Origin of the sequence: Bacillus sp. K2I17, assembly GCF_002209985.1 — a bacterium.
In the GTDB taxonomy this organism is placed as follows: Bacteria; Bacillota; Bacilli; order Bacillales; family Bacillaceae_G; genus Bacillus_A; species Bacillus_A wiedmannii.
Genome location: NZ_NJGF01000001.1, coordinates 588002 through 609603, shown reverse-complemented (window position 1 = coordinate 609603; position 21602 = coordinate 588002). Strand labels below are relative to the sequence as shown.

The following is a 21602-nucleotide window of genomic DNA, read 5'->3' as shown; positions in this document are numbered from 1 at the left end:
GATGCCAATCATGGATAACAATCAAATGCCAAATATGATGCCAATCATGGATAACAATCAAATGCCGAATATGATGCCGATAATGGATAATAATCAACCACCGAATATGATGCCATATCAAATACCATACCAACAGCCTATGATGCCGCCAAATCCGTATTATCAACAACAAAATCCATATCAAATGCCATATCAGCAAGGGGCACCGTTTGGACCGCAATATACGTCTATGCCAAATCTAAATATGATGCCAATGGATAATAATATGCCACCGCTCGTGCAAGGAGAGGAAGATTGTGGATGCGGAGGAGAGAGTAGGCTATATAGTCCGCAACCTGGAGGACCACAATACGCGAATCCTTTATATTATCAACCAACTCAATCGGCATATGCGCCACAGCCAGGAACGATGTATTATCAACCAGATCCACCAAATGTATTTGGGGAGCCGGTTTCAGAAGAAGAGGACGAAGAGGAAGTTTAAAAAAGGCGGGATTATTCCCGCCTTTTTTGTATGTAGAGTCGTTCTGAAAATGGAAGATTTACATCAAATGTTAGAAAATCCCCAGTGAAATATTAACAGTGTAAAAACCTTCTCTGTTACTCATCATAAGAGGGAGCTTTTCAGAAGAGAAGTTCATTCTAACAGAGGGGGTTTTTGTATTGAATACGAAAGTAAAAGTGATTGCTGCTTCTTTGTTAGTTACCAGTGCATTAGCTGCATGTGGTACACCAAAAGATAACAATGCAATGGATGGACGTAACTACAACTATAAGCATACATCTTATAATGATACACACCAGTATCGTGATAATGTAGCGCGTAATGATCGCTATACAGATTATGTAACATATAGAAATGGTCGTAACGATACAGGATATAACAATTATTACCGCGATGTAAATTACAACGGACAAATTGCTAATCCGCATCCAACTCGTAATATTACAATGAACAATTCATACATTAACAATGATGGTAAAACAGCTGAAAGAATAACGAATCGTGTGAAACGTATGAATAACGTAGACCGCGTGTCTACAGTTGTATATGGAAACGATGTAGCGATTGCAGTAAAACCACGTAATACAGTGACAAATGAAACGGCGATGGCGAACGAAATTCGTCAAGCGGTTTCAAATGAAGTTGGAAACAGAAACGTATATGTTTCTGTAAGAAATGATATGTTTACTCGTGTCGATGCAATGAGCACACGTCTACGTAATGGTACTGTTACAAACGATTTTAATCGTGATATAGGAAATATGTTCCGAGACATTCGTTACGGTTTAACTGGTACTATGCGATAGCAAAACGAAAGAGGAAGGGGTAGCCCTTCCTCTTTATTCATCGTTGTCTTGTAAACGACGTTTTTTAATGAAATAACTAGTGGAATAAGAAATTAAAAAGCATATAAAGAAAATACTACCTGTTAAAATAGCTTCGAAAAAAGGTCTCTCTGGACTGAAAATGATATAAATAATAGCTATAATAATTCCAACAATAAGAGAGCGTAAGACAAGCTTGTAATAAGGAGTTAACTTTATATCCTTTTCGCCTTCTTCTACATCGATAGAAACGCTTAACTGTAAATAACTAAGTACGATACTTGTAAGGATAAATAATAACCATAATGGAGATTTCGTAGTTTGATCCATTCCTTCAGTGAATCCGATATATCCTAAAATGCCAATTATACCAAGCGATTGAAAAAGAAAGGCAATACGTATGTTTTTTAATGTTTTCAGAATGAGACGTTCATCCTTTATTTTTTTCACAATATCCATCTCCTGTTTATTATGATTTCGCTATTATATTAATTGTAATATATATATTGCATTTATCAATTTATAATTTATACGAAGTTCGTTTGAGTAAAAGAGGAAATAAAATATTTTTATAAACATGTTGCACTTATACTTTATTAATGTTATATTAGCAAAGCGATGAGCTAATTTACGTAAGACGAGAGATATGCTTAAGTGCTAAACACGCGAATGTGGTCGCCTGGTCTTTCGCCGTAAACGCATCAAGACGCCTGCTTTGCAGGCGTCTTTCATTTTATATAAAAACAAATGCTAATGCAGATAAAGATAAAACTTTATCTGCATTTTTTTATTTTCGAGAGAAATGTAATATGGTCATTTATATGGATAAAACCTCCATTTCCGGAAAAACTACTAATGAAAGTTTGATCTTGCCTAAAAGAGGTGAACGGAAATGAAATGGATACTGATTACGATGCAAGCTTTCGTTATGATGTTTTGTTTCGTTTATGAAACGAATGTGAAGGCGGAAGGGCCAGTACCAGAAGTAACAGAAAAAGAGCCTGAAGTTACAATTTTATTAGAGCGAATGTATGTTGATGGAGAAGTAAGTGAGGAAATCTTTACAGAAAAAGTAGCGGACTTAGAAAAGTTTTTACAGCAGTATAAAGAATGGCAGCTCGTTGATCGTGATGATGTACAAATTGTATTACAAAAGAAAGTTGATGATATTTCTCCGTTATTAAAGACGAGCGGTTATTTTGGTGTGTCAGAGGAAGGGATATTACAAATTTTCAAAGGTGTACCGAAAAGTGATAATGCGATTCATTCCTTCTTTCAAATTGATATGAAAAAGCTTGAGAGCTATGAGCGTGCGAAGTTGAAGCGTGGTATTCGTATTAAATCAAAAGAAGGTTTTGTGAAGACGATTGGAAAAATGAAGCAATACGCAGTGCAAAATAAGAAAAAAAGCAGCTCATGGTGAGCTGCTTTTTTTACTTGTTTTTATCTAAAATTTGTTTTGCGATTTCATCAATTAGCATATCTTTTCCGATTGGATTGAAAGCTTTCGTATTGAAGATTTCATTTGATACTTCATATACGTGATTGTTTTTAACTGCTTTATTGTCTTTCCAAACGGCACTGTTTTTGTAGTCTTCGTAAACTTTATCAGCTTCGCCGCCAAAGTTTACAATAAACATTTGATCAGGTTGGAATGCAACAAGACCTTCTAACGATACTTGTGCCATCGTTTGTTTTAAATCTGTACCTTTTGTTGCTGGAAGTTTTAAGTCATTAAAGATGATGTCACCGTATCCGAAGCTACCGTATACACGGAAGTTTTGTGGTGTAACTGCGACGAACATAAAGTTCTCATCTTTTGTTTTTTCTTTAATTTTTTTAGATAAAGAGTCTGCTTTTTTATCGTAGTCTGCAATCCATTTGTCTGCTTTCTTTTCTTCGTCAAATAGTTTACCTACTTCTTTAAACTTACCGCGCCAGTCTTCTAAGTTTGTTTCTAAAACAACTGTTGGTGCAACCTTTTCTAATTGATCATAGATCTTCAATTGACGATTATTTAAAATAATTAAGTCTGGTTTTAATGCAGTAACAGCTTCTAGATCAACTTTAGGTGCCCAGTACCACCCTACTGCTTTTACTCCGTCTAATTTTTCTGTTAAATGATTTTGGATTTTATCTTTATATGTGTTTGTTGTACCAACAGGTTTGTGTCCAAGAAGTAATAATTCTTCTGTTGATCCAGACAGGTCAACAATTCTCTTTGGATTTACTGGAATTGTAGCCTCCCCTTTAGTGTGTTTTACAACTTTTGTTTTCAGGTGTTCTTTCGCTTTCGATTCTTCTTTTTGAGAAGAACAGCCAACGATAGAAAGAACAACTAGCATAATAGTAAATAAAATAAATAGCTTCTGCTTCATCCTGATGTAACCCCTTGAATTAATGTTGATAATCATTATCGACTTCTGTATATTAAGGTGCTTCATACTTTCTGTCAATGGAAAATAACAGAAGTTTCAAATAGGGAACATTTGTTGGGGTAGTCTCGCTTTTCTATCATTAAATATGTTAAAATGGAATACATGATTTAAGAGGGAGAGATCGTATTTTGTTTGAATATGTTACAGGTTACGTGGAGTATGTAGGACCGGAATATGTCGTAATTGACCATAATGGAATTGGTTATCAAATTTTCACACCAAATCCGTATGTATTTCAAAGAAGTAAGCAAGAAATCCGTGTCTATACATATCATTATGTGAGAGAAGATATTATGGCACTTTACGGGTTTAAAACACGTGAAGAGCGTTTATTATTTACAAAGTTGTTAGGTGTGTCTGGTATTGGACCAAAAGGCGCTCTTGCAATTTTAGCGTCTGGTCAAACAGGACAGGTCGTTCAAGCGATTGAACACGAAGACGAGAAGTTTTTAGTGAAGTTCCCAGGCGTCGGAAAGAAAACAGCACGCCAAATGATTTTAGATTTAAAAGGAAAACTAGCTGATGTCGTGCCAGATGCATTTGTTGATTTATTCTCAGACACAGAACGTTTTGATGAGAAGAAAGGTTCATCAGTTGAGCTTGATGAGGCGCTGGAAGCTCTGCGCGCACTTGGATACGCAGAACGAGAAGTTTCTCGCGTTGTACCAGAGTTATTAAAAGAATCATTAACGACGGATCAGTATATTAAAAAGGCACTTAGTCTTTTACTAAATGGTAAGAGGTGAGTATAATGGACGAACGTCTCCTTTCAGGGGAATCTGCATATGAAGATTCGGATTTAGAATATTCATTACGGCCACAGACGCTCCGTCAGTATATTGGCCAAGATAAAGCGAAACATAATTTAGAAGTGTTTATTGAAGCAGCGAAAATGCGTGAAGAAACGTTAGATCATGTGCTTCTATATGGACCACCAGGACTTGGTAAAACGACGCTTGCCAATATTATTGCCAATGAAATGTGCGTAAATGTTAGAACAACTTCAGGTCCAGCAATTGAAAGGCCGGGAGATTTAGCAGCTGTATTAACAGCACTTCAGCCGGGTGATGTATTATTTATTGATGAAATTCATCGTTTGCATAGGTCAATTGAAGAAGTGTTATATCCTGCGATGGAAGATTTTTGCCTTGATATCGTAATTGGAAAAGGGCCATCAGCACGGTCTGTACGTTTAGATTTACCGCCATTTACATTAGTTGGAGCAACGACCCGTGCGGGGGCATTATCAGCGCCGCTTCGTGACCGTTTCGGTGTACTTTCAAGATTAGAGTATTACACAGTAGATCAGCTTTCTGAGATTGTTGAACGTACAGCAGAAGTATTCGAAGTTGAAATTGATTCGTTAGCCGCACTAGAAATTGCAAGACGTGCTCGTGGTACACCTCGTATTGCGAATCGTTTATTACGACGTGTACGAGATTTCGCACAAGTTCGTGGTAACGGAACGGTTACGATGGAAATTACACAAATGGCGTTAGAACTACTGCAAGTAGATAAATTAGGTCTAGATCATATCGATCATAAATTACTGCTTGGTATTATTGAGAAATTCCGTGGTGGCCCAGTCGGGTTAGAAACGGTTTCGGCAACGATTGGAGAAGAATCTCATACGATTGAAGATGTATATGAGCCATATTTATTACAAATTGGCTTTTTACAACGAACGCCAAGAGGCCGAATCGTAACGCCGCTTGCATATGAGCATTTCGGAATGGAGATGCCAAAAGTATGACGGAGATGCCAAAGCTGCTTATTACAGCTGGTATTTTGCTCATTGTTGTTGGATTAGCTTGGAAGTTCATAGGAAGGCTTCCAGGCGATATTTTTGTGAAAAAAGGTAACGTTACCTTTTATTTTCCTATCATTACATGTATTGTGTTAAGTATTGTATTATCTTTTATTATGTATATAATAAATCGATTTAAATAAGAAATAGGTGGATATAGTTATGGATATTAATCTGTTTGATTTTCATTTACCAGAAGAACTTATTGCACAAATCCCATTAGAAGATCGTGAAACATCAAGATTAATGGTGTTAGATCGTGAAACAGGCGATATTGAGCATAAACATTTTACAGACATTCTTTCTTACTTACATGAGGGGGATTGCTTAGTTTTAAATGAAACGAAAGTTATGCCTGCTCGTTTGCACGGTGTGAAAGAAGATACAGGCGCGCACATTGAAGTACTTCTTCTAAAACAAGAAGAAGGCGATAAGTGGGAAACGCTTGTTAAGCCAGCGAAACGTGTAAAAGAAGGAACTGTTATCTCTTTTGGCGAAGGGAAATTAAAAGCAACTTGCATAGGAACTGCAGATCAAGGTGGACGTCATCTTGAATTTTCATATGACGGCATCTTCTATGAAATTTTAGATGAACTTGGGGAAATGCCACTTCCTCCATATATTAAAGAGACGCTAGAAGATCGCGATCGCTATCAAACAGTATATGCGAAAGAAATCGGTTCAGCAGCAGCGCCGACTGCGGGACTTCACTTTACAGAAGAGTTACTGGAGAAGTTAAAACAAAAAGGCGTCGGGTTAGCTTTCATTACACTTCACGTAGGACTTGGAACATTTAGACCAGTTTCTGCAGATACGATTGAAGAACACCATATGCACGCAGAATATTACCATATGTCTGAAGAGACAGCTGCGTTATTAAATCGCGTGAAAGAGAATGGTGGACGTATTATTACGGTAGGTACGACTTCAACTCGTACGTTAGAAACAATTGCGACAGATCATAACGGTAAGCTTTGTGCTGCTTCTGGATGGACAGACATTTTTATGTACCCAGGTTATGAATTTAAAGCAATTGATGGTTTAATTACAAACTTCCATTTACCGAAATCAACATTAATTATGCTTGTAAGTGCATTTGCAAATAGAGATAATGTACTTCATGCTTATAATGAAGCAGTAAAAGAAAAATATCGTTTCTTTAGCTTCGGTGATGCAATGTTCGTTGCATCTCACGCTAAAATGGGAAACAAATAAAAGGAGTAAATTATGACAGCAATTCGTTATGAATTTATTAAAACTTGTAAACAAACAGGTGCCCGTTTAGGACGTGTACATACGCCGCACGGTTCATTTGATACACCAACATTTATGCCAGTTGGTACACTTGCAACAGTTAAAACAATGTCACCAGAAGAATTAAAAGCAATGGATTCTGGCATTATTTTAAGTAATACGTATCATTTATGGCTACGCCCAGGTCACGAAATTATTCGTGAAGCAGGTGGTTTGCATAAATTTATGAACTGGGATCGTGCGATCTTAACGGACTCTGGTGGTTTCCAAGTATTCAGTTTAAGTGACTTCCGTCGTATTGAAGAGGAAGGCGTTCACTTCCGTAACCACTTAAATGGAGATAAATTATTCTTATCACCAGAAAAAGCGATGGAAATTCAAAATGCATTAGGATCGGATATTATGATGGCATTTGATGAGTGTCCACCTTTCCCGGCTACTTTTGAATATATGAAGAAATCTGTAGAACGTACAAGCCGCTGGGCAGAACGTTGTTTAAAAGCGCATGAACGTCCACAAGATCAAGGTTTATTCGGTATTGTACAAGGCGGAGAGTTCGAAGAGCTTCGTCGTCAAAGTGCAAAAGACCTTGTTTCAATGGACTTCCCTGGTTACGCTGTAGGTGGTTTATCTGTAGGTGAACCGAAAGATATTATGAACCGTGTACTTGAGTTTACAACACCACTTCTTCCAGATAATAAGCCACGTTACTTAATGGGAGTAGGTTCTCCTGACTCGTTAATCGATGGTGCAATTCGTGGTATTGATATGTTTGACTGCGTACTTCCAACTCGTATCGCTCGAAATGGTACATGTATGACAAGTGAAGGCCGTCTAGTTGTAAAAAATGCGAAATTTGCAAGAGACTTCGGTCCGCTTGATCCAAATTGTGATTGCTATACATGTAAAAATTACTCTCGTGCGTACATTCGTCACTTAATGAAATGTGATGAAACGTTTGGAATTCGTTTAACGTCTTATCACAACCTTCATTTTCTGTTAAACTTAATGGAGCAGGTGAGACAAGCTATTCGTGAAGACCGTCTTGGCGATTTCCGCGAAGAATTCTTTGAACAGTATGGCTTTAATAAACCGAATGCTAAAAACTTCTAATACATAATTTAAAAGGAGGAACAAAAGATGAATCCAGGTATGATGAATATCGTTATGATCGTTGCGATGTTTGCGATTTTCTATTTCTTATTAATCCGCCCGCAACAAAAGCGTCAAAAAGCAGTTGCTCAAATGCAAAATGAGTTAGCAAAAGGTGATACTATCGTAACAATCGGTGGTTTACACGGTACAATCGAATCAGTAGATGAGACGAAAATCGTTATTAAATCTGGTGGTTCACACTTAACTTTCGATCGTAATGCGATTCGTGAAGTTGTGAAAAACTAATGAGAAAGGCCCTGCATGAAATGTGCAGGGCCTTTTTTAGTTATTTTGTTTTGACATATTTACCCCGAAAATACCACCGAGTGTACTCGCGCCCATTAATGCTAATTGATAAAGTAACTGGGAGTTCGATAAAGTTTGAGAGAAGCCTAAATAGTTAACTAGAAAAACAAGTATAGCGAATGTAAGACCTGTTGTGAAACCTACTAGCCAACCTTTCCCTTGTGCTTTTTTGCCGGCAGTAAATCCGGATATAAGCATAGATAAAAGAGCTAGTATAAAAATAGTAACAGCTAATGTCTCTTCAGTCATATCTGTAAACTTTAATAAAAGAGCCATAACCATGCTAATAATTGATGCGAAAATTAATAAGGTAATGATACCAAAGCCGATTGCGGTTGATAATTTTTTCGTTCCATCCATTTATACATTCCCCCTTTTTAATACAAGCATATTTTCTTTTTTCCCAAGTTAGACTAGTTTATTTTTTATAGGGGAGTCTATACGTAAAAAAGGAGATGTAGAAATGGAATGGGTATCAATCATTGGCCGGACGATGCTTTTGTATATCATCATATTAATTATTTTTCGTCTTATGGGTAAACGTGAAATTGGAGAGTTAAGTGTATTAGATTTAGTCGTATTCATTATGCTTGGGGAAATGGCTGTAGTCGCAATTGAAAATACCGATAAATCACTTTGGCACCAATTAGTTCCGATGACTTTTCTTATGTGTATACAGATTATTCTGTCAGTCATTTCATTAAAGTTTCAACGATTTCGGCATTTAATAGAAGGTGAGCCGGCTATTCTTGTAAATGCGGGGAAAATTGATGAAAAGAAGATGAGAAAGCAGCGTTATAATATAGATGATTTATTGATGCAATTAAGGGAGCAAGGAGTTGGAGATATCCGAGATGTAGAATACGCTATTTTAGAACCATCTGGGAAGTTATCTGTCTTTCAAAAACAAAAAGGTAAACAGGATACATTGCAGTTTACTCTTCCTCTTATTATTGATGGAGAAATTCAATTGAATCATTTACAAATGATTGAACATACAGACGAATGGCTCATTGGAAAATTAAAAAACTTAGGTTATAACGATATCACACAAATTTTATACTGCAGCTTTCAAAACGGACAATTTTTTGTTGATTTGAAAGAAAACTAGAGGCTTACTATATGAAATAGTAAGCCCGTTTACTTCAAAAATGAAAGTTTTCGAATGATTGGAAGTCGACTCAACTCTTCTTTTCGAATGAGTTTGAAAGTGAAGAGGAGGATAATATAAACGATTGTTGTTAAAGTGATTTCCCATAATGTTTGTACGCCGAGTGAATGAGAGAAAATTATATATTTATGAAGGTAAAAACCGAAAGCGCCTGCAATACCGATAGCAAGTCCGCCGAAAATGTAGTCTTTTGCGTAAATGGTAAATGTAATTTTCTTTAAAACAGTAGCGTAATGAAGGAATGTTACCGTCACTATATTTGCTGCAATTGCAAGGGCAACCCCCATCATTTGAAAATCTGGCCTTGAAGCTAGTACAAAAATAACGATTAATTTCACGATGGCGCCAATAAATGTATTCATCATTGCAGCTCTTGCTAAGTTTAAAGCTTGTAAAACAGAGGTAAGTGGACTTTGAAAGTAATGAAATAAAAAGCAAGGTGCAAGAAGCTGGATAAACGCTGTTGCACTATCCGATCCATACATAAGAGTTAAAATAGGAGAAGCGAATACGTATAATATAACGACTGACCACCCACCAGTAATTAATGAGATCCGAAGAGCTTGTTGGAGGCGGTGTTCCACTAATTTATGCTGTCTTTTAGCCATCGCTTCACTAATAGATGGAACGAGTGCTGTAGAAAGAGCGTATGTAATAAAGGCTGGCAGTGATAGAAGTGGGAATGCATAACCGTTTAATATACCGTATTGCTGGGTTGCGACAGAGGCAGCAACTCCGGCAATCGCTAAGCTTTGCATAACAACGATAGGTTCAAAAAAATATGAAACGGAACCGATTAAACGACTTCCTGTAGTTGGAAGGGCAATATCCATAAGAGAATAAAATGTACCCTTGCTCTCCTTTACAGTAGTGAAAAATCCAGAGCGTATAGATAAATGTTTTTCGCGCTGGAATAAAGTGAGTAAAAATAATAACGATGCAACTTCACCGAGAACGGCTGATAACATAGCGCCAGCTGCAGCATATTCTACACCGTAAGGTAAAAATAACTGAATGCATATAGCGATAATTGTAATGCGGACAACTTGTTCTATAACTTGAGCATAAGCGCTAGGTTTCATATTTTGTTTCCCTTGGAAATAACCGCGTAAAACAGAAGAAACAGCAATAACAGGAACGACAGGTAAAATGGCCATTAATGGATAGTACGTTCGTTCATCAGTTAATAATGTTTTTGCTAAAATAGGTGTGAGGAGCATAATTCCGATTGTTAAAATGATACTAATAACGGATGTAACAGCTAATGATACTGTTAATATTTTTTTAACTCTTTGTTTATCGTTCACAGCTTCCGCTTCTGCTACAAATTTTGCGATTGCGACAGGAAGGCCGATTTGTGTTAATGTAATTGCTAGAATGAATGTAGGAACGGCCATCATATAAAGGCCAACACCTTCTTCCCCTAAAATACGTGCCATTACAATCCGGTTAATAAATCCAAGGATTTTGGTAATAAAGCCGGCTATCATTAAAATAAATGCACCTTTTAAAAAGCTTTGTCTCGTCATGGTCTTCTCCTACCTTCTCAAAATCAGTGGAATGATTTACAATAATTTATATGCACGTATGAGACAAGAATGACAAGCATTTAAGAGAGTGAAGTATGAGAGTGCTCTTGAAAGTAGTTATTGCTGTCCATTAGAGCGGGATTAAAAGCGACTTTTCGTGCTGAAATAAGAAGGAGATGTTTATGTATGTTAGAAAAAGAGGCTTTGGTAGAATCATACCGCGGACAGTTACAAGTCGTTTTAGAAAGCAAAGTAGAAGAGTTTCACATGTTCGGTTATGACCGAGTAACAGATGATGATATTTGGAAGTTTCTTAAAGTGAAGAAGTGGAAAAAAATAAACGGTGATGTTAGATTATATGAATTAGTAAATGATGTATTAAGAGTAAGTACTAATGAATATATGAATTATTTAACTGTTGAAGCATATCAAGCGCCACTTTGGTCATTTGATGAATATGAAAATAAATAACCGACTGCAATTGGTTTGTTCTTCCTTTTGCAGTATAATGATAGGTATTGATAATGAGGAAATAATTATGTCTAAGATTATATATAAAGGGGGTAGTGAAGAGAAAAAATAAATAATGAAAGTGTAGGTATTGTGAAAAACTTACCGACACAGCTAGTGATGAACTAGCAAAATTATAGAAAGGAAGTCTACTAACTAGGCGTATGCACACGTGTAAAAGTAAATCGTAAGAGATTTATTTAAAGTGTTAGTAGCAGAAAGAGGGTACATATGGCAAAGCGTGGTACGAGAATTGCCGCCTTTTTCCTCATCGTTTTATTAATCGGTGGAGTAATTGGTGCGGCAGGAAAAGACATAGCAAAAGGAATTAGTCTAGGACTAGACCTTCGCGGTGGTTTTGAAATTCTATATGAAGTAAAACCAGCCAAAAAAGGTGATAAAATCGATCGAGACGTACTTGTAAGTACAGTAGGCGCTCTTGAAAATCGTGTCAATGTTCTCGGTGTAAGTGAGCCGAACATTCAAATCGAAGGGCAAGATCGAATTCGCGTACAGCTTGCTGGTGTACAAGATCAGCAAAAAGCACGTGAAATGTTATCAACACAAGCGAAATTAACATTCCGTGATGTAGATGACAACCTTCTTATGGACGGAACGGATTTAAAAGGCGGCGGAGCGAAGCAAACATTTGATGACCAAGGCCGTGCGAGCGTAGGTCTTACACTAAAGAGCGCTGAAAAATTCCGTGAAGTAACTGAAAAAATTTCAAAAATGCCACCACCAACGAATTTAATGGTAATTTGGCTTGATTTTGAAGAAGGAAAAGATTCATACAAAGCAGAATCTGCAAAACCGAATCCGAAGTTCTTATCAGCAGCAACAGTAAGCCAAGTGTTTAATCAAGCTGAAGTATCTATCGTAGGTGGAAACTTCACAGTTGAAAGTGCGAAACAACTGTCATCTTTATTAAATGCAGGTGCACTTCCTGTTGATTTAAAAGAAATGTATTCAACATCAGTTGGAGCGAAATTTGGTCAACAAGCGTTAGAGCAAACGATTTTCGCTAGTGCGATTGGTATCGCTCTTATTTTCTTATTTATGCTTGTATACTACCGTTTACCAGGAATTGTAGCGGTTATTATGTTAGGTCTATACATTTTTGTTACGCTACTCGTATTTAACTGGATGCATGCGGTTCTGACATTACCAGGTATTGCGGCATTAGTGCTCGGGGTAGGTATCGCAGTTGATGCGAATATTATTACGTACGAGAGACTGAAAGAAGAGTTGAAAATTGGTAAGTCAATGATGTCAGCATTCCGTGCTGGTAATCATCGTTCATTAGCAACAATTTTAGATGCAAACGTTACGACTCTTGCAGCGGCTGGTGTATTATTCGTTTATGGTAATAGCTCTGTAAAAGGATTCGCAACAAGTTTAATCGTAAGTATTTTAGTTGGTTTCGTTACGAACGTATTCGGTACTCGTTTCTTACTAGGTTTACTTGTAAAGAGCCGTTACTTCGATAAAAAGCCAGGATACTTTGGTGTGAAACAAAAGGATATTATTCCGTTAACAAAGGGTGTAGTACATCCACCGACAAGATTTGATCGTATTAACTTCGTAAATATCGGTCATAAATTCCTTGTTTTCTCGATTGTAGTTGTAATTGCAGGTGCAATTATACTGCCAATTTTCAAATTGAACCTTGGTATTGACTTTGCGAGTGGTACACGTATCGACTTGCAATCAAAACAAGCACTTACTGTGTCTGATGTTAATAAAGATTTTAAAGAATTGAAAATTGATGTGAAGGAAGAAAATATTGTACCGACTGGAGATGATAATAAAGGATTCGCGGTTCGTACATTAGGTGTGCTATCAAAAGATGAAATTGCGAAAACAAAAACATTCTTCCATGATAAATATGGTACAGATCCAAATGTAAGTACAGTTTCACCGACAATTGGTAAAGAAATTGCACGAAATGCATTTATCGCAGTATTAATTGCTTCTGCGGTTATCATTTTATACGTAAGTATTCGATTCAGATTTACGTACGCATTATCTGCAGTACTTGCATTATTACATGATGCATTCGTTATGGTTGTTATATTTAGTATTTTCCAATTAGAGGTAGACTTAACGTTTATCGCTGCGGTATTAACAATCATCGGTTATTCTATTAATGATTCAATTGTTACATTTGATAGAAACCGTGAATTATACAAACAGAAAAAACGAGTTCGCGATATAAAAGACTTAGAAGAAATCGTAAATGCAAGTATTCGTCAAACGCTTGGTCGTTCGATTAACACCGTATTAACAGTGTTATTCCCGGTAATTGCGTTACTTATCTTCGGTAGTGAGTCACTACGTAACTTCTCGTTTGCGTTACTTGTCGGATTAGTTGTAGGTACGTACTCTTCTGTTTTCGTTGCTTCTCAAATTTGGTTAATGCTTGAAAACCGTCGTTTGAAAAAGGGAAAAAATAAGAAAAAGGTTGAGAAAGTAGAATCTGAACCGCAAGTATAAAAAAGATGATGTCTCTTTATGAGGCATCTCTTTTTTCGTTTGTGGATACAATAAGATAGCAACTTTTTAGCAGAAGGGATATGGGAAAAACTGGTGTTGTTATCGCTGTTTTTGTTACAATAAAAAGATAGGTTAAGAAAAGAAGGGATTTTAATTATGGAAAAAGATGAACGTTTTAAACAGGCCGAGTTTGGTGCTATTGTCGGGATCGTTGGTAATATTATATTAGCGATTGTAAAGGCGGTAATTGGTTATATTGGGAACAGTAAAGCGCTATTAGCGGATGCCGTGCATTCTGCATCAGATGTAATTGGTTCACTAGCTGTATTGTTTGGATTGCGAGCAGCGAAGCAACCGCCCGATGAAGATCACCCGTACGGTCATGGTAAAGCGGAATCGATTTCAGCGATTATTGTTGCAGTATTATTATTTATTGTGGGAATCGAGATAGCGATTTCGTCTATAAAAGCTTTTTCGCAGGAACTAGAACCACCGAAGGGAATTACGATTTTTGCTGTTGTTCTTTCAATTATCGTGAAAGAAGGAATGTTTCAATATAAATTCCGATTAGGGAAGAGGGTAAATAGTGATGCAATTATTGCAAATGCATATGAACATCGTTCGGATGTATTTTCTTCAATTGCAGCTTTAATCGGTATTTGTGCAGCGATTATTGGTGGTAAGCTCGGGTTAGATTGGCTTGTATATGCCGATCCAATTGCAGGATTATTTGTTTCACTTCTTGTTGCAAAAATGGCATGGAGTATTGGGGCAGAAGCAATTCATGCAACGCTTGATCATGTTCTTCATGAGGAAGATGTTGTTCCGCTTAGAGAAGCAGTACTTCAAATAGATGGTGTGAAAAAAATCGGTTCTTTATATGCAAGGGAGCATGGTCATTACGTTATTGTCGATATTAAAGTTTCTGTAGATCCATACATTACTGTAGAAGAAGGGCACCGCATTGGAAAGCATGTGAAAGAAACGCTTATGGAACAAGATAACGTACAAAATGTGTTTGTACATATAAATCCGTATTCTCCAAATTAAACATTATTAACATTTTAGTATATAGATATTGCAGCGTAGTTTGCATTATATTGTCACCCCTTAATCTGTCTTGTATAATGAACAGGTTAAGGGGTGATTTCGTGTTACAACCGAAGACGCGTTGGAAAGAAAAAGAATATAATGACGAGCGAGTGAGTGAATTAGCAAGTAAATTAAAATTATCACCACTTGTCGTTTCGTTATTCCTCGGTAGAGGACTAGATACAGAAGATAAGATTTTAGATTTTTTAAATACAGAAAATCAAGAATTTCATGATCCATTTTTATTAGAAGGAATGGATAGAACGGTAGGACGTGTCAATAAGGCGATTCAAAATGGAGAGCAAATATTAATATTTGGTGACTACGATGCGGACGGAGTAAGTAGTACGACTGTGTTATATCTTGCTTTGCAAGAATTAGGTGCAAATGTAGAATTTTATATCCCAAACCGTTTCACAGAAGGTTATGGACCAAACGAAGAAGCATTTCGTTGGGCGCATAGCGCAGGATTCTCACTAATTATTACTGTCGATACTGGTATCGCAGCAGTACATGAAGCGAAGGTAGCGAAGGAGCTTGGAATAGATCTTATTATTACAGATCACCATGAGCCACCACCAGAATTGCCAGAAGCACTTGCGATTATTCATCCGAAATTAGATGGCGGTGTATATCCGTTTCACTATTTAGCTGGTGTAGGTGTTGCATTTAAAGTTGCACATGCACTACTAGGTCGTGTACCAGAACATTTATTAGAAATTGCAGTAATTGGTACAGTAGCCGATTTAGTGTCACTTCATGGTGAGAATAGATTGCTAGTGAAGCGCGGTTTAAAACATATGCGCATGACGAAAAATATCGGACTAAAGGCGCTATTTAAAGTTGCTAACGTTTCGCAAAGTGAAATTACAGAAGAGAGCATTGGATTCTCACTCGCACCACGTATTAATGCAGTTGGCCGTTTAGAAGATGCTACGCCGGCTGTACATCTTTTATTATCAGATGATCCAGAAGAAGCGAAAGAGCTAGCTGAAGAAATTGATGAGCTGAACAAACTGCGAAAAGATATTGTAAAGCAAATTACAGAAGAAGCTATCGCTGAAGTGGAAAATAATTTCCCCCCAGAAGACAATAAAGTACTAGTACTGGCAAAAGAAGGCTGGAATCCAGGTGTAATTGGAATTGTCGCATCTAAATTAGTGGAACGTTTTTATCGTCCAACGATTGTATTATGCATTGATCCTGTAAAAGAAATAGCAAAAGGTTCAGCACGTAGTATTGCAGGATTTGATTTGTTTGCAAACTTGTCAGATTGTAGAGAGTTATTGCCACACTTCGGAGGGCATCCGATGGCAGCGGGAATGACGCTACATATGAATGATGTAGATGAATTGCGCCGCCGCTTAAATGAACAAGCAGAGGTAATTTTAACAGAAGAAGATTTTATTCCAATTACAGCTGTTGATGTCTTTTGTAAAGTGGAGGATGTAACACTGGCAGCAATTGAAGACATGCAAAAATTAGCGCCATTTGGTGTTGGAAATCCAAAACCGCGTATTGCAGTGAAGGATGCAGAGTTAGAAAGTATTCGTGCAATCGGATCAGATGGCTCTCATTTGAAAATGGCTCTTCGCGATGGACAAGCGACACTGGATACAATCGGATTTGGATTTGGTGCGTATGCGAAAGAAATTTCTCCAGTTGCAAAGGTATCTGTAATAGGGGAAGCATCTATCAATGAATGGAATAATTTTAAGAAGCCGCAATTAATGGTACAAGATATTGCTGTAGAGGCGTGGCAATTATTTGATTGGCGTAGTATGCGTAACGTAGAAGCGAATGTATCAGAGCTTCCGAAAGAAAAAATAACGATGGTGTATTTTTCTGAAGAGGTATTGAATAAATTTTCTTTAGAAGACTTTAAAGAGCATATAATGCATGCATCAGAAGTAACTCATTTAGACGATCAATACATCGTGTTACTTGATTTGCCAAAAGGAACAGATGAATTACGAGATTTATTTAAAGTGGGGTTCCCGTCGCGAATTTATACGCTATTTTATCAAGAGAATAATCATTTATTTAGTACTGTTCCAACAAGGGAACATTTTAAATGGTACTATTCGTTCTTGAGCCAAAAAGCACCATTTTCTTTAAGACAATATGGAGAACAACTATGTCGACATAAAGGTTGGTCAAAAGATACAGTAAATTTCATGACACAGGTGTTTTTTGAGTTAGAATTTGTTACAATAAAAGATGGCGTCATTTTTATGGCAGACAAAAAACAAAAGCGTGATTTAATTGAATCGAACACATATCGTGAGAAAATGAACCACTTACAATTAGAAAAAGAATTGGTTTATAGCACATATCAGCAACTATATACATGGTTTGAAACGATTCGTAATCATAAAGAAGTAGAACAGTTAGGGTAAAGGATTTGTATTTACAAACCTTTTAGATCTGAGGAGGATTCAGAAATATGGATTTCAAGCAACATATCGCAATTGTACCGGATTATCCAAAAGAAGGTATTGTATTTAAAGACATTACACCGTTAATGAACGACGGTAAAGCATACAAAGCAGCAACAGATGCAATCGTTGAGTATGCAAAGAAAAGAGACATTGACGTTGTAGTAGGGCCAGAAGCACGTGGCTTTATTATCGGTTGCCCAGTTTCTTATGCGTTAGAAGTAGGTTTTGCACCAGTTCGTAAATTAGGGAAATTACCACGTGAAGTAATTACAGTTGACTACGGTAAAGAATATGGTAAAGATGTTTTAACAATCCATAAAGATGCAATTAAGCCAGGTCAACGCGTATTAATTACAGATGATCTATTAGCTACAGGTGGAACAATTGAAGCGACAATTAAGCTAGTTGAAGAACTTGGCGGAGTTGTAGCAGGAATTGCATTCTTAGTAGAGCTTACTTACTTAGATGGTCGTAAAATGTTAGATGGTTACGATGTATTAGTATTAGAAAAATACTAATCACTATATAGGTAAAACTACGGTGATAAAAAGTACCCGTGAATCTCTTGGAGAGGAGCGGGTACTTTTGTATAATTGCACAAAAAAATAAGGTGAAATGTCAGTAAAATCTTTTCCTTTTCACAATTCACAATCATTAGGTTATAATGATAGAATATAATTTATTCTACTTAATTAAGATAAAGTCAATTTTCAATAAAAGGTGATTCGATGGCAAATGAGCAGGTACTAACAGCTGAACAGGTACTCGAGAAAGCAAGTCAATATTTAGCAGATGAAGATATTGAGCTAGTGGCACGTGCCTATGAATATGCACGTGATGCGCATAGCGAACAATACAGAAAATCGGGTGAACCGTACATTATTCATCCAATTCAAGTTGCAGGTATTTTAGTTGATTTACACATGGATCCAGCTACAGTATCAGCAGGTTTCTTACATGATGTAGTGGAAGATACAGAAATTACATTAGAAGATATTGAACGGGAATTTAATAAAGAAATTGCTATGCTTGTCGATGGTGTAACAAAGCTCGGAAAGATTAAATATAAATCTCATGAGCAACAACAAGCAGAAAACCATCGCAAAATGTTTATCGCAATGGCTCAAGATATTCGAGTTATTTTAATTAAACTAGCTGATCGTCTTCATAACATGCGTACATTGAAACATTTGCCTCAAGAGAAGCAGCGTCGCATTGCAAATGAAACGTTAGAAATCTTTGCACCTTTAGCACATAGACTCGGAATTAGTACTATTAAATGGGAGCTAGAGGATACGTCACTTCGCTATTTAAATCCACAGCAATACTATCGTATTGTAAATTTAATGAAGCGTAAACGTGCAGAGCGTGAAGAATATTTAGACGAAGTAATGACTGGTATTCGTGAGAAATTAAAAGAAGTTGCAATTCAACCTGAGATTTCTGGAAGACCAAAGCATATTTACAGTATTTATCGTAAAATGGCACTGCAAAATAAACAGTTCAATGAAATTTACGATTTATTAGCTGTACGTGTCGTTGTAAATAGTATTAAAGATTGTTATGCGGTACTTGGAATTATTCATACGTGCTGGAAGCCGATGCCAGGTCGTTTTAAAGATTATATTGCGATGCCGAAAGCAAATCTATATCAATCTCTTCATACGACTGTAATTGGACCGAAAGGTGATCCGCTTGAAGTGCAAATTCGTACGAAAGAAATGCATGAGATTGCAGAATTCGGGATCGCGGCGCACTGGGCGTATAAAGAAGGAAAAACAGCAGAAACAACAGGTACATTAGAGAAGAAACTTACATGGTTCCGTCAAATATTAGAATGGCAAAATGAAGCTTCTAATGCAGAAGAGTTTATGGAGTCATTAAAAATTGATTTATTCTCTGACATGGTATTCGTCTTTACACCGAAAGGCGACGTAATGGAATTGCCACTTGGATCTGTTCCGATTGACTTTTCGTATCGTGTCCATTCGGAGATTGGAAATAAAACAATTGGTGCAAAAGTAAACGGCAAAATGGTGACGCTTGATTATAAATTAAAAACTGGTGACATCATTGAAATTTTAACATCGAAACATTCGTATGGGCCAAGTCAAGACTGGGTGAAACTTGCTCAAACATCTCATGCGAAAAACAAAATACGTCAATTCTTTAAGAAGCAACGTAGAGATGAAAATATTGAAAAAGGCCGTGAACTTGTTGAAAAAGAAGTGCGTAGCCTAGAGTATGAGATGAAAGAAGTGTTAGCTCCTGACAATTTAAAACGTGTTGCCGAGAAGTTCAATTTTGCAAATGAAGAAGATATGTTTGCAGCAGTTGGATATAGCGGGATTACAGCGTCGCAAATTGTTACGCGACTAACGGACAAATTCCGTAAGCAACGTGAAGAAGAAGAAATCGTTGAAGTTAAAGAAGTTCGTAAACCAATGAAAATTCGAAAATGGGATTCTGGCGTTAAAGTAAGTGGTGCGGATAATTTATTAATTCGTTTATCAAAATGCTGTAACCCAGTACCAGGTGATGATATCGTTGGGTATATTACGAAAGGCCGAGGTGTATCGATTCACCGCCGTGATTGTGTAAATGTTCATACAGAAGAAGCTATAGAACGTTTATTGGAAGTAGAGTGGGAAGGTAGTCCTGAAAAAGAAATTGAGTATAACGTTGATATTGAAATTTCAGGTTACGATCGCCGTGGCTTATTAAATGAAGTATTACAAGCTGTTACAGAGACGAAAACGTATATTTCGGCAGTTTCTGGTAGAAGTGACCGTAATAAGATGGCGACAATTAATATGTCAATCTCTATTCGTAACTTACAGCACTTGAAAAAAGTAGTAGAACGCATTAAACGTGTTCCAGAAATTTATGCAGTACGACGCATGATGCATTAATAGGGAGTGTAGAAAAGATGAGAGTTGTTTTACAACGATCAAAAGAAGCGTCTGTCACAGTAGACGGTGAGATCGTAGGACAAATTCCGTTCGGTTTAACATTACTAGTTGGCATTACGCATGAAGATACAGAAAAAGATGCAACTTACATTGCAGAAAAAATTGCGAACTTACGTATTTTTGAAGATGAGAGCGGAAAGATGAACCATTCTGTACTTGATGTAGAAGGACAAGTTCTATCAATTTCGCAATTCACATTATACGGAGATTGTCGCAAGGGAAGACGTCCCAACTTTATGGATGCTGCCAAACCTGATTATGCAGAGCGTTTATATGATTTCTTTAATGAGGAAGTTCGTAAGCAAGGATTGCATGTAGAAACAGGGAAGTTCGGAGCAATGATGGATGTTTCTTTAATCAATGATGGTCCGGTGACCTTAATTGTGGATAGTAAATAGTGTTGCTTAAAAAAGAGGGGATTATATAATCCCTTCTTTTTTATACATTGTTGTATGTTTTGTTCATTTATCTCGCTATTTGTGGGAGATCCACTGCCCGTCGAAGCCTGATTAGTGAGGGCTAATAATGAGTGGCGATGGACAAAACCCTTATTCATTAAAGTTTTACTTTATTTGGAATTAATAGCTGTTTCAGTTATGTATAACTCTTTCATCAATATGGAACAATAAAAAGTAAAACATCCATATTGAATGTGAGGGATATACGTATGCGTATGAATGAAAAAGGGCATTCTGTTACAAATGGTGCAAATCAACTGTTTAACGTGAATTTTCATGATTTTATTTCAAAAGAGCAAAACAATACTTCAATGGAACTTGCTTCTGAGTTTGGGATTTCTCTTCAAGATGTAAAGCGTCTAAAGAAGCAGATTGAACGCTCTTAGAGTACTTGACAATCCTACTCAACAAACGTATAGTAATTTTATATTTACATATGAATATAACCGTTGATAGAGAAGAGTAAATGAGACACACATGGAAAGAGAAGAAATGTCTTAGGCTGAAAACATTTCTGCATGATGACTGATTGAATGACACTCTAGAGGTTTCAACTTGAACGGCATATATGCTTAGTAGGGATGAACGCACATTTAAGCGTTATTAAAAAAGTGGAAGCATACGTGCTTCAATTAGGGTGGCAC

Annotated in this window: 21 protein-coding genes, 1 pseudogene and 1 other annotated feature (1 of these 23 cut by a window edge); of the genes and pseudogenes, 18 read left to right on the top strand and 4 right to left on the bottom strand. The window is 36.8% G+C overall.

The window, feature by feature from the left end; all coding sequences use genetic code 11:
* Together CER22_RS03450 and CER22_RS03445 are read left to right on the top strand one after the other, a co-directional pair.
* Positions 1 to 484: pseudogene (locus tag CER22_RS03450) on the top strand (peptigoglycan-binding protein LysM); the annotation flags it as partial.
* 179 nt (positions 485 to 663) lie between these two features.
* Positions 664 to 1311 carry a YhcN/YlaJ family sporulation lipoprotein gene (locus CER22_RS03445; RefSeq protein ID WP_001093539.1) on the top strand — a complete coding sequence of 216 codons (648 nt, stop codon included), beginning with the start codon at positions 664 to 666 and terminating at the stop codon, positions 1309 to 1311.
* 33 nt (positions 1312 to 1344) lie between these two features.
* Here the strand turns inward: CER22_RS03445 and CER22_RS03440 are convergent, their stop codons facing one another.
* A complete protein-coding gene (locus CER22_RS03440) occupies positions 1345 to 1788 on the bottom strand; it encodes a branched-chain amino acid ABC transporter substrate-binding protein (RefSeq protein ID WP_088608179.1) in 444 nt (147 codons plus the stop codon).
* A 433-nt stretch (positions 1789 to 2221) separates the two neighbouring features.
* Between CER22_RS03440 and CER22_RS03435 the strand changes: the two genes are divergently transcribed.
* A complete protein-coding gene (locus CER22_RS03435; RefSeq protein WP_088608178.1) occupies positions 2222 to 2752 on the top strand; it encodes a BofC C-terminal domain-containing protein in 531 nt (176 codons plus the stop codon).
* Positions 2753 to 2762: 10 nt separating this feature from the next.
* Here CER22_RS03435 and CER22_RS03430 read toward each other — a convergent pair whose 3' ends face one another.
* On the bottom strand, positions 2763 to 3707 hold the full coding sequence (locus tag CER22_RS03430) for an iron-hydroxamate ABC transporter substrate-binding protein (protein ID WP_088608177.1): 945 nt from the start codon (positions 3705 to 3707) through the stop codon (positions 2763 to 2765).
* Positions 3708 to 3895: 188 nt separating this feature from the next.
* Here CER22_RS03430 and ruvA point away from each other — a divergent pair, with 188 nt between their 5' ends.
* The 6 genes from ruvA to yajC are packed head-to-tail and all read left to right on the top strand — an operon-like array spanning position 3896 to position 8229.
* Positions 3896 to 4513, top strand: coding sequence for a Holliday junction DNA helicase RuvA (gene ruvA / locus CER22_RS03425; protein WP_016086163.1), 618 nt, complete (start codon positions 3896 to 3898; stop codon positions 4511 to 4513).
* Between the two features lie 5 nt (positions 4514 to 4518).
* Positions 4519 to 5520, top strand: a complete 1002-nt coding sequence (ruvB, locus tag CER22_RS03420; protein WP_088064463.1) for a Holliday junction branch migration DNA helicase RuvB — start codon at positions 4519 to 4521, stop codon at positions 5518 to 5520.
* Positions 5517 to 5717, top strand: a complete 201-nt coding sequence (locus tag CER22_RS03415; RefSeq protein WP_000138162.1) for a DUF2905 domain-containing protein — start codon at positions 5517 to 5519, stop codon at positions 5715 to 5717. The genes ruvB and CER22_RS03415 overlap by 4 nt, the downstream gene beginning before the upstream one ends.
* 19 nt (positions 5718 to 5736) lie before the next feature.
* On the top strand, positions 5737 to 6789 hold the full coding sequence (gene queA, locus CER22_RS03410) for a tRNA preQ1(34) S-adenosylmethionine ribosyltransferase-isomerase QueA (protein WP_048541404.1): 1053 nt from the start codon (positions 5737 to 5739) through the stop codon (positions 6787 to 6789).
* A gap of 12 nt (positions 6790 to 6801) precedes the next feature.
* On the top strand, positions 6802 to 7941 hold the full coding sequence (tgt, locus tag CER22_RS03405) for a tRNA guanosine(34) transglycosylase Tgt (RefSeq protein WP_000125362.1): 1140 nt from the start codon (positions 6802 to 6804) through the stop codon (positions 7939 to 7941).
* A 27-nt stretch (positions 7942 to 7968) separates the two neighbouring features.
* Positions 7969 to 8229 carry a preprotein translocase subunit YajC gene (yajC, locus tag CER22_RS03400; protein WP_088608176.1) on the top strand — a complete coding sequence of 87 codons (261 nt, stop codon included), beginning with the start codon at positions 7969 to 7971 and terminating at the stop codon, positions 8227 to 8229.
* A gap of 36 nt (positions 8230 to 8265) precedes the next feature.
* Here the strand turns inward: yajC and CER22_RS03395 are convergent, their stop codons facing one another.
* Complete coding sequence (locus CER22_RS03395; RefSeq protein WP_000349129.1) at positions 8266 to 8649, bottom strand: TIGR04086 family membrane protein; 384 nt, start codon at positions 8647 to 8649, stop codon at positions 8266 to 8268.
* 103 nt (positions 8650 to 8752) lie between these two features.
* On the opposite strand from CER22_RS03395, the gene CER22_RS03390 reads away from it, so the two are divergent.
* On the top strand, positions 8753 to 9400 hold the full coding sequence (locus tag CER22_RS03390) for a DUF421 domain-containing protein (protein WP_000455380.1): 648 nt from the start codon (positions 8753 to 8755) through the stop codon (positions 9398 to 9400).
* Between the two features lie 29 nt (positions 9401 to 9429).
* Here CER22_RS03390 and spoVB read toward each other — a convergent pair whose 3' ends face one another.
* Complete coding sequence (gene spoVB, locus CER22_RS03385) at positions 9430 to 10989, bottom strand: stage V sporulation protein B (protein ID WP_048541409.1); 1560 nt, start codon at positions 10987 to 10989, stop codon at positions 9430 to 9432.
* A 186-nt stretch (positions 10990 to 11175) separates the two neighbouring features.
* Between spoVB and CER22_RS03380 the strand changes: the two genes are divergently transcribed.
* The 8 genes from CER22_RS03380 (at position 11176) to CER22_RS32910 (ending at position 21344) form a co-directional block, all read left to right on the top strand.
* On the top strand, positions 11176 to 11460 hold the full coding sequence (locus CER22_RS03380; protein WP_000890214.1) for a post-transcriptional regulator: 285 nt from the start codon (positions 11176 to 11178) through the stop codon (positions 11458 to 11460).
* A 270-nt stretch (positions 11461 to 11730) separates the two neighbouring features.
* A complete protein-coding gene (gene secDF / locus CER22_RS03375; RefSeq protein ID WP_088608175.1) occupies positions 11731 to 13995 on the top strand; it encodes a protein translocase subunit SecDF in 2265 nt (754 codons plus the stop codon).
* A 156-nt stretch (positions 13996 to 14151) separates the two neighbouring features.
* Positions 14152 to 15045, top strand: coding sequence for a cation diffusion facilitator family transporter (locus tag CER22_RS03370; protein ID WP_048541414.1), 894 nt, complete (start codon positions 14152 to 14154; stop codon positions 15043 to 15045).
* Positions 15046 to 15146: 101 nt separating this feature from the next.
* Positions 15147 to 17486: a single-stranded-DNA-specific exonuclease RecJ gene (recJ, locus tag CER22_RS03365; protein ID WP_088608174.1), complete on the top strand. Its 2340-nt coding sequence runs from the start codon at positions 15147 to 15149 to the stop codon at positions 17484 to 17486.
* A gap of 47 nt (positions 17487 to 17533) precedes the next feature.
* The gene (locus CER22_RS03360) at positions 17534 to 18046 is read left to right on the top strand and encodes an adenine phosphoribosyltransferase (RefSeq protein ID WP_000346221.1); all 513 of its coding nucleotides are present in this window, start codon (positions 17534 to 17536) and stop codon (positions 18044 to 18046) included.
* A gap of 210 nt (positions 18047 to 18256) precedes the next feature.
* Complete coding sequence (gene relA / locus CER22_RS03355) at positions 18257 to 20440, top strand: GTP diphosphokinase (protein WP_001262796.1); 2184 nt, start codon at positions 18257 to 18259, stop codon at positions 20438 to 20440.
* A gap of 17 nt (positions 20441 to 20457) precedes the next feature.
* On the top strand, positions 20458 to 20898 hold the full coding sequence (locus CER22_RS03350; RefSeq protein WP_001266955.1) for a D-tyrosyl-tRNA(Tyr) deacylase: 441 nt from the start codon (positions 20458 to 20460) through the stop codon (positions 20896 to 20898).
* 269 nt (positions 20899 to 21167) lie between these two features.
* Positions 21168 to 21344 carry a hypothetical protein gene (locus tag CER22_RS32910; protein WP_001242605.1) on the top strand — a complete coding sequence of 59 codons (177 nt, stop codon included), beginning with the start codon at positions 21168 to 21170 and terminating at the stop codon, positions 21342 to 21344.
* Positions 21345 to 21398: 54 nt separating this feature from the next.
* Positions 21399 to 21602, top strand: a binding site (T-box leader); it runs 27 nt beyond the window's last position.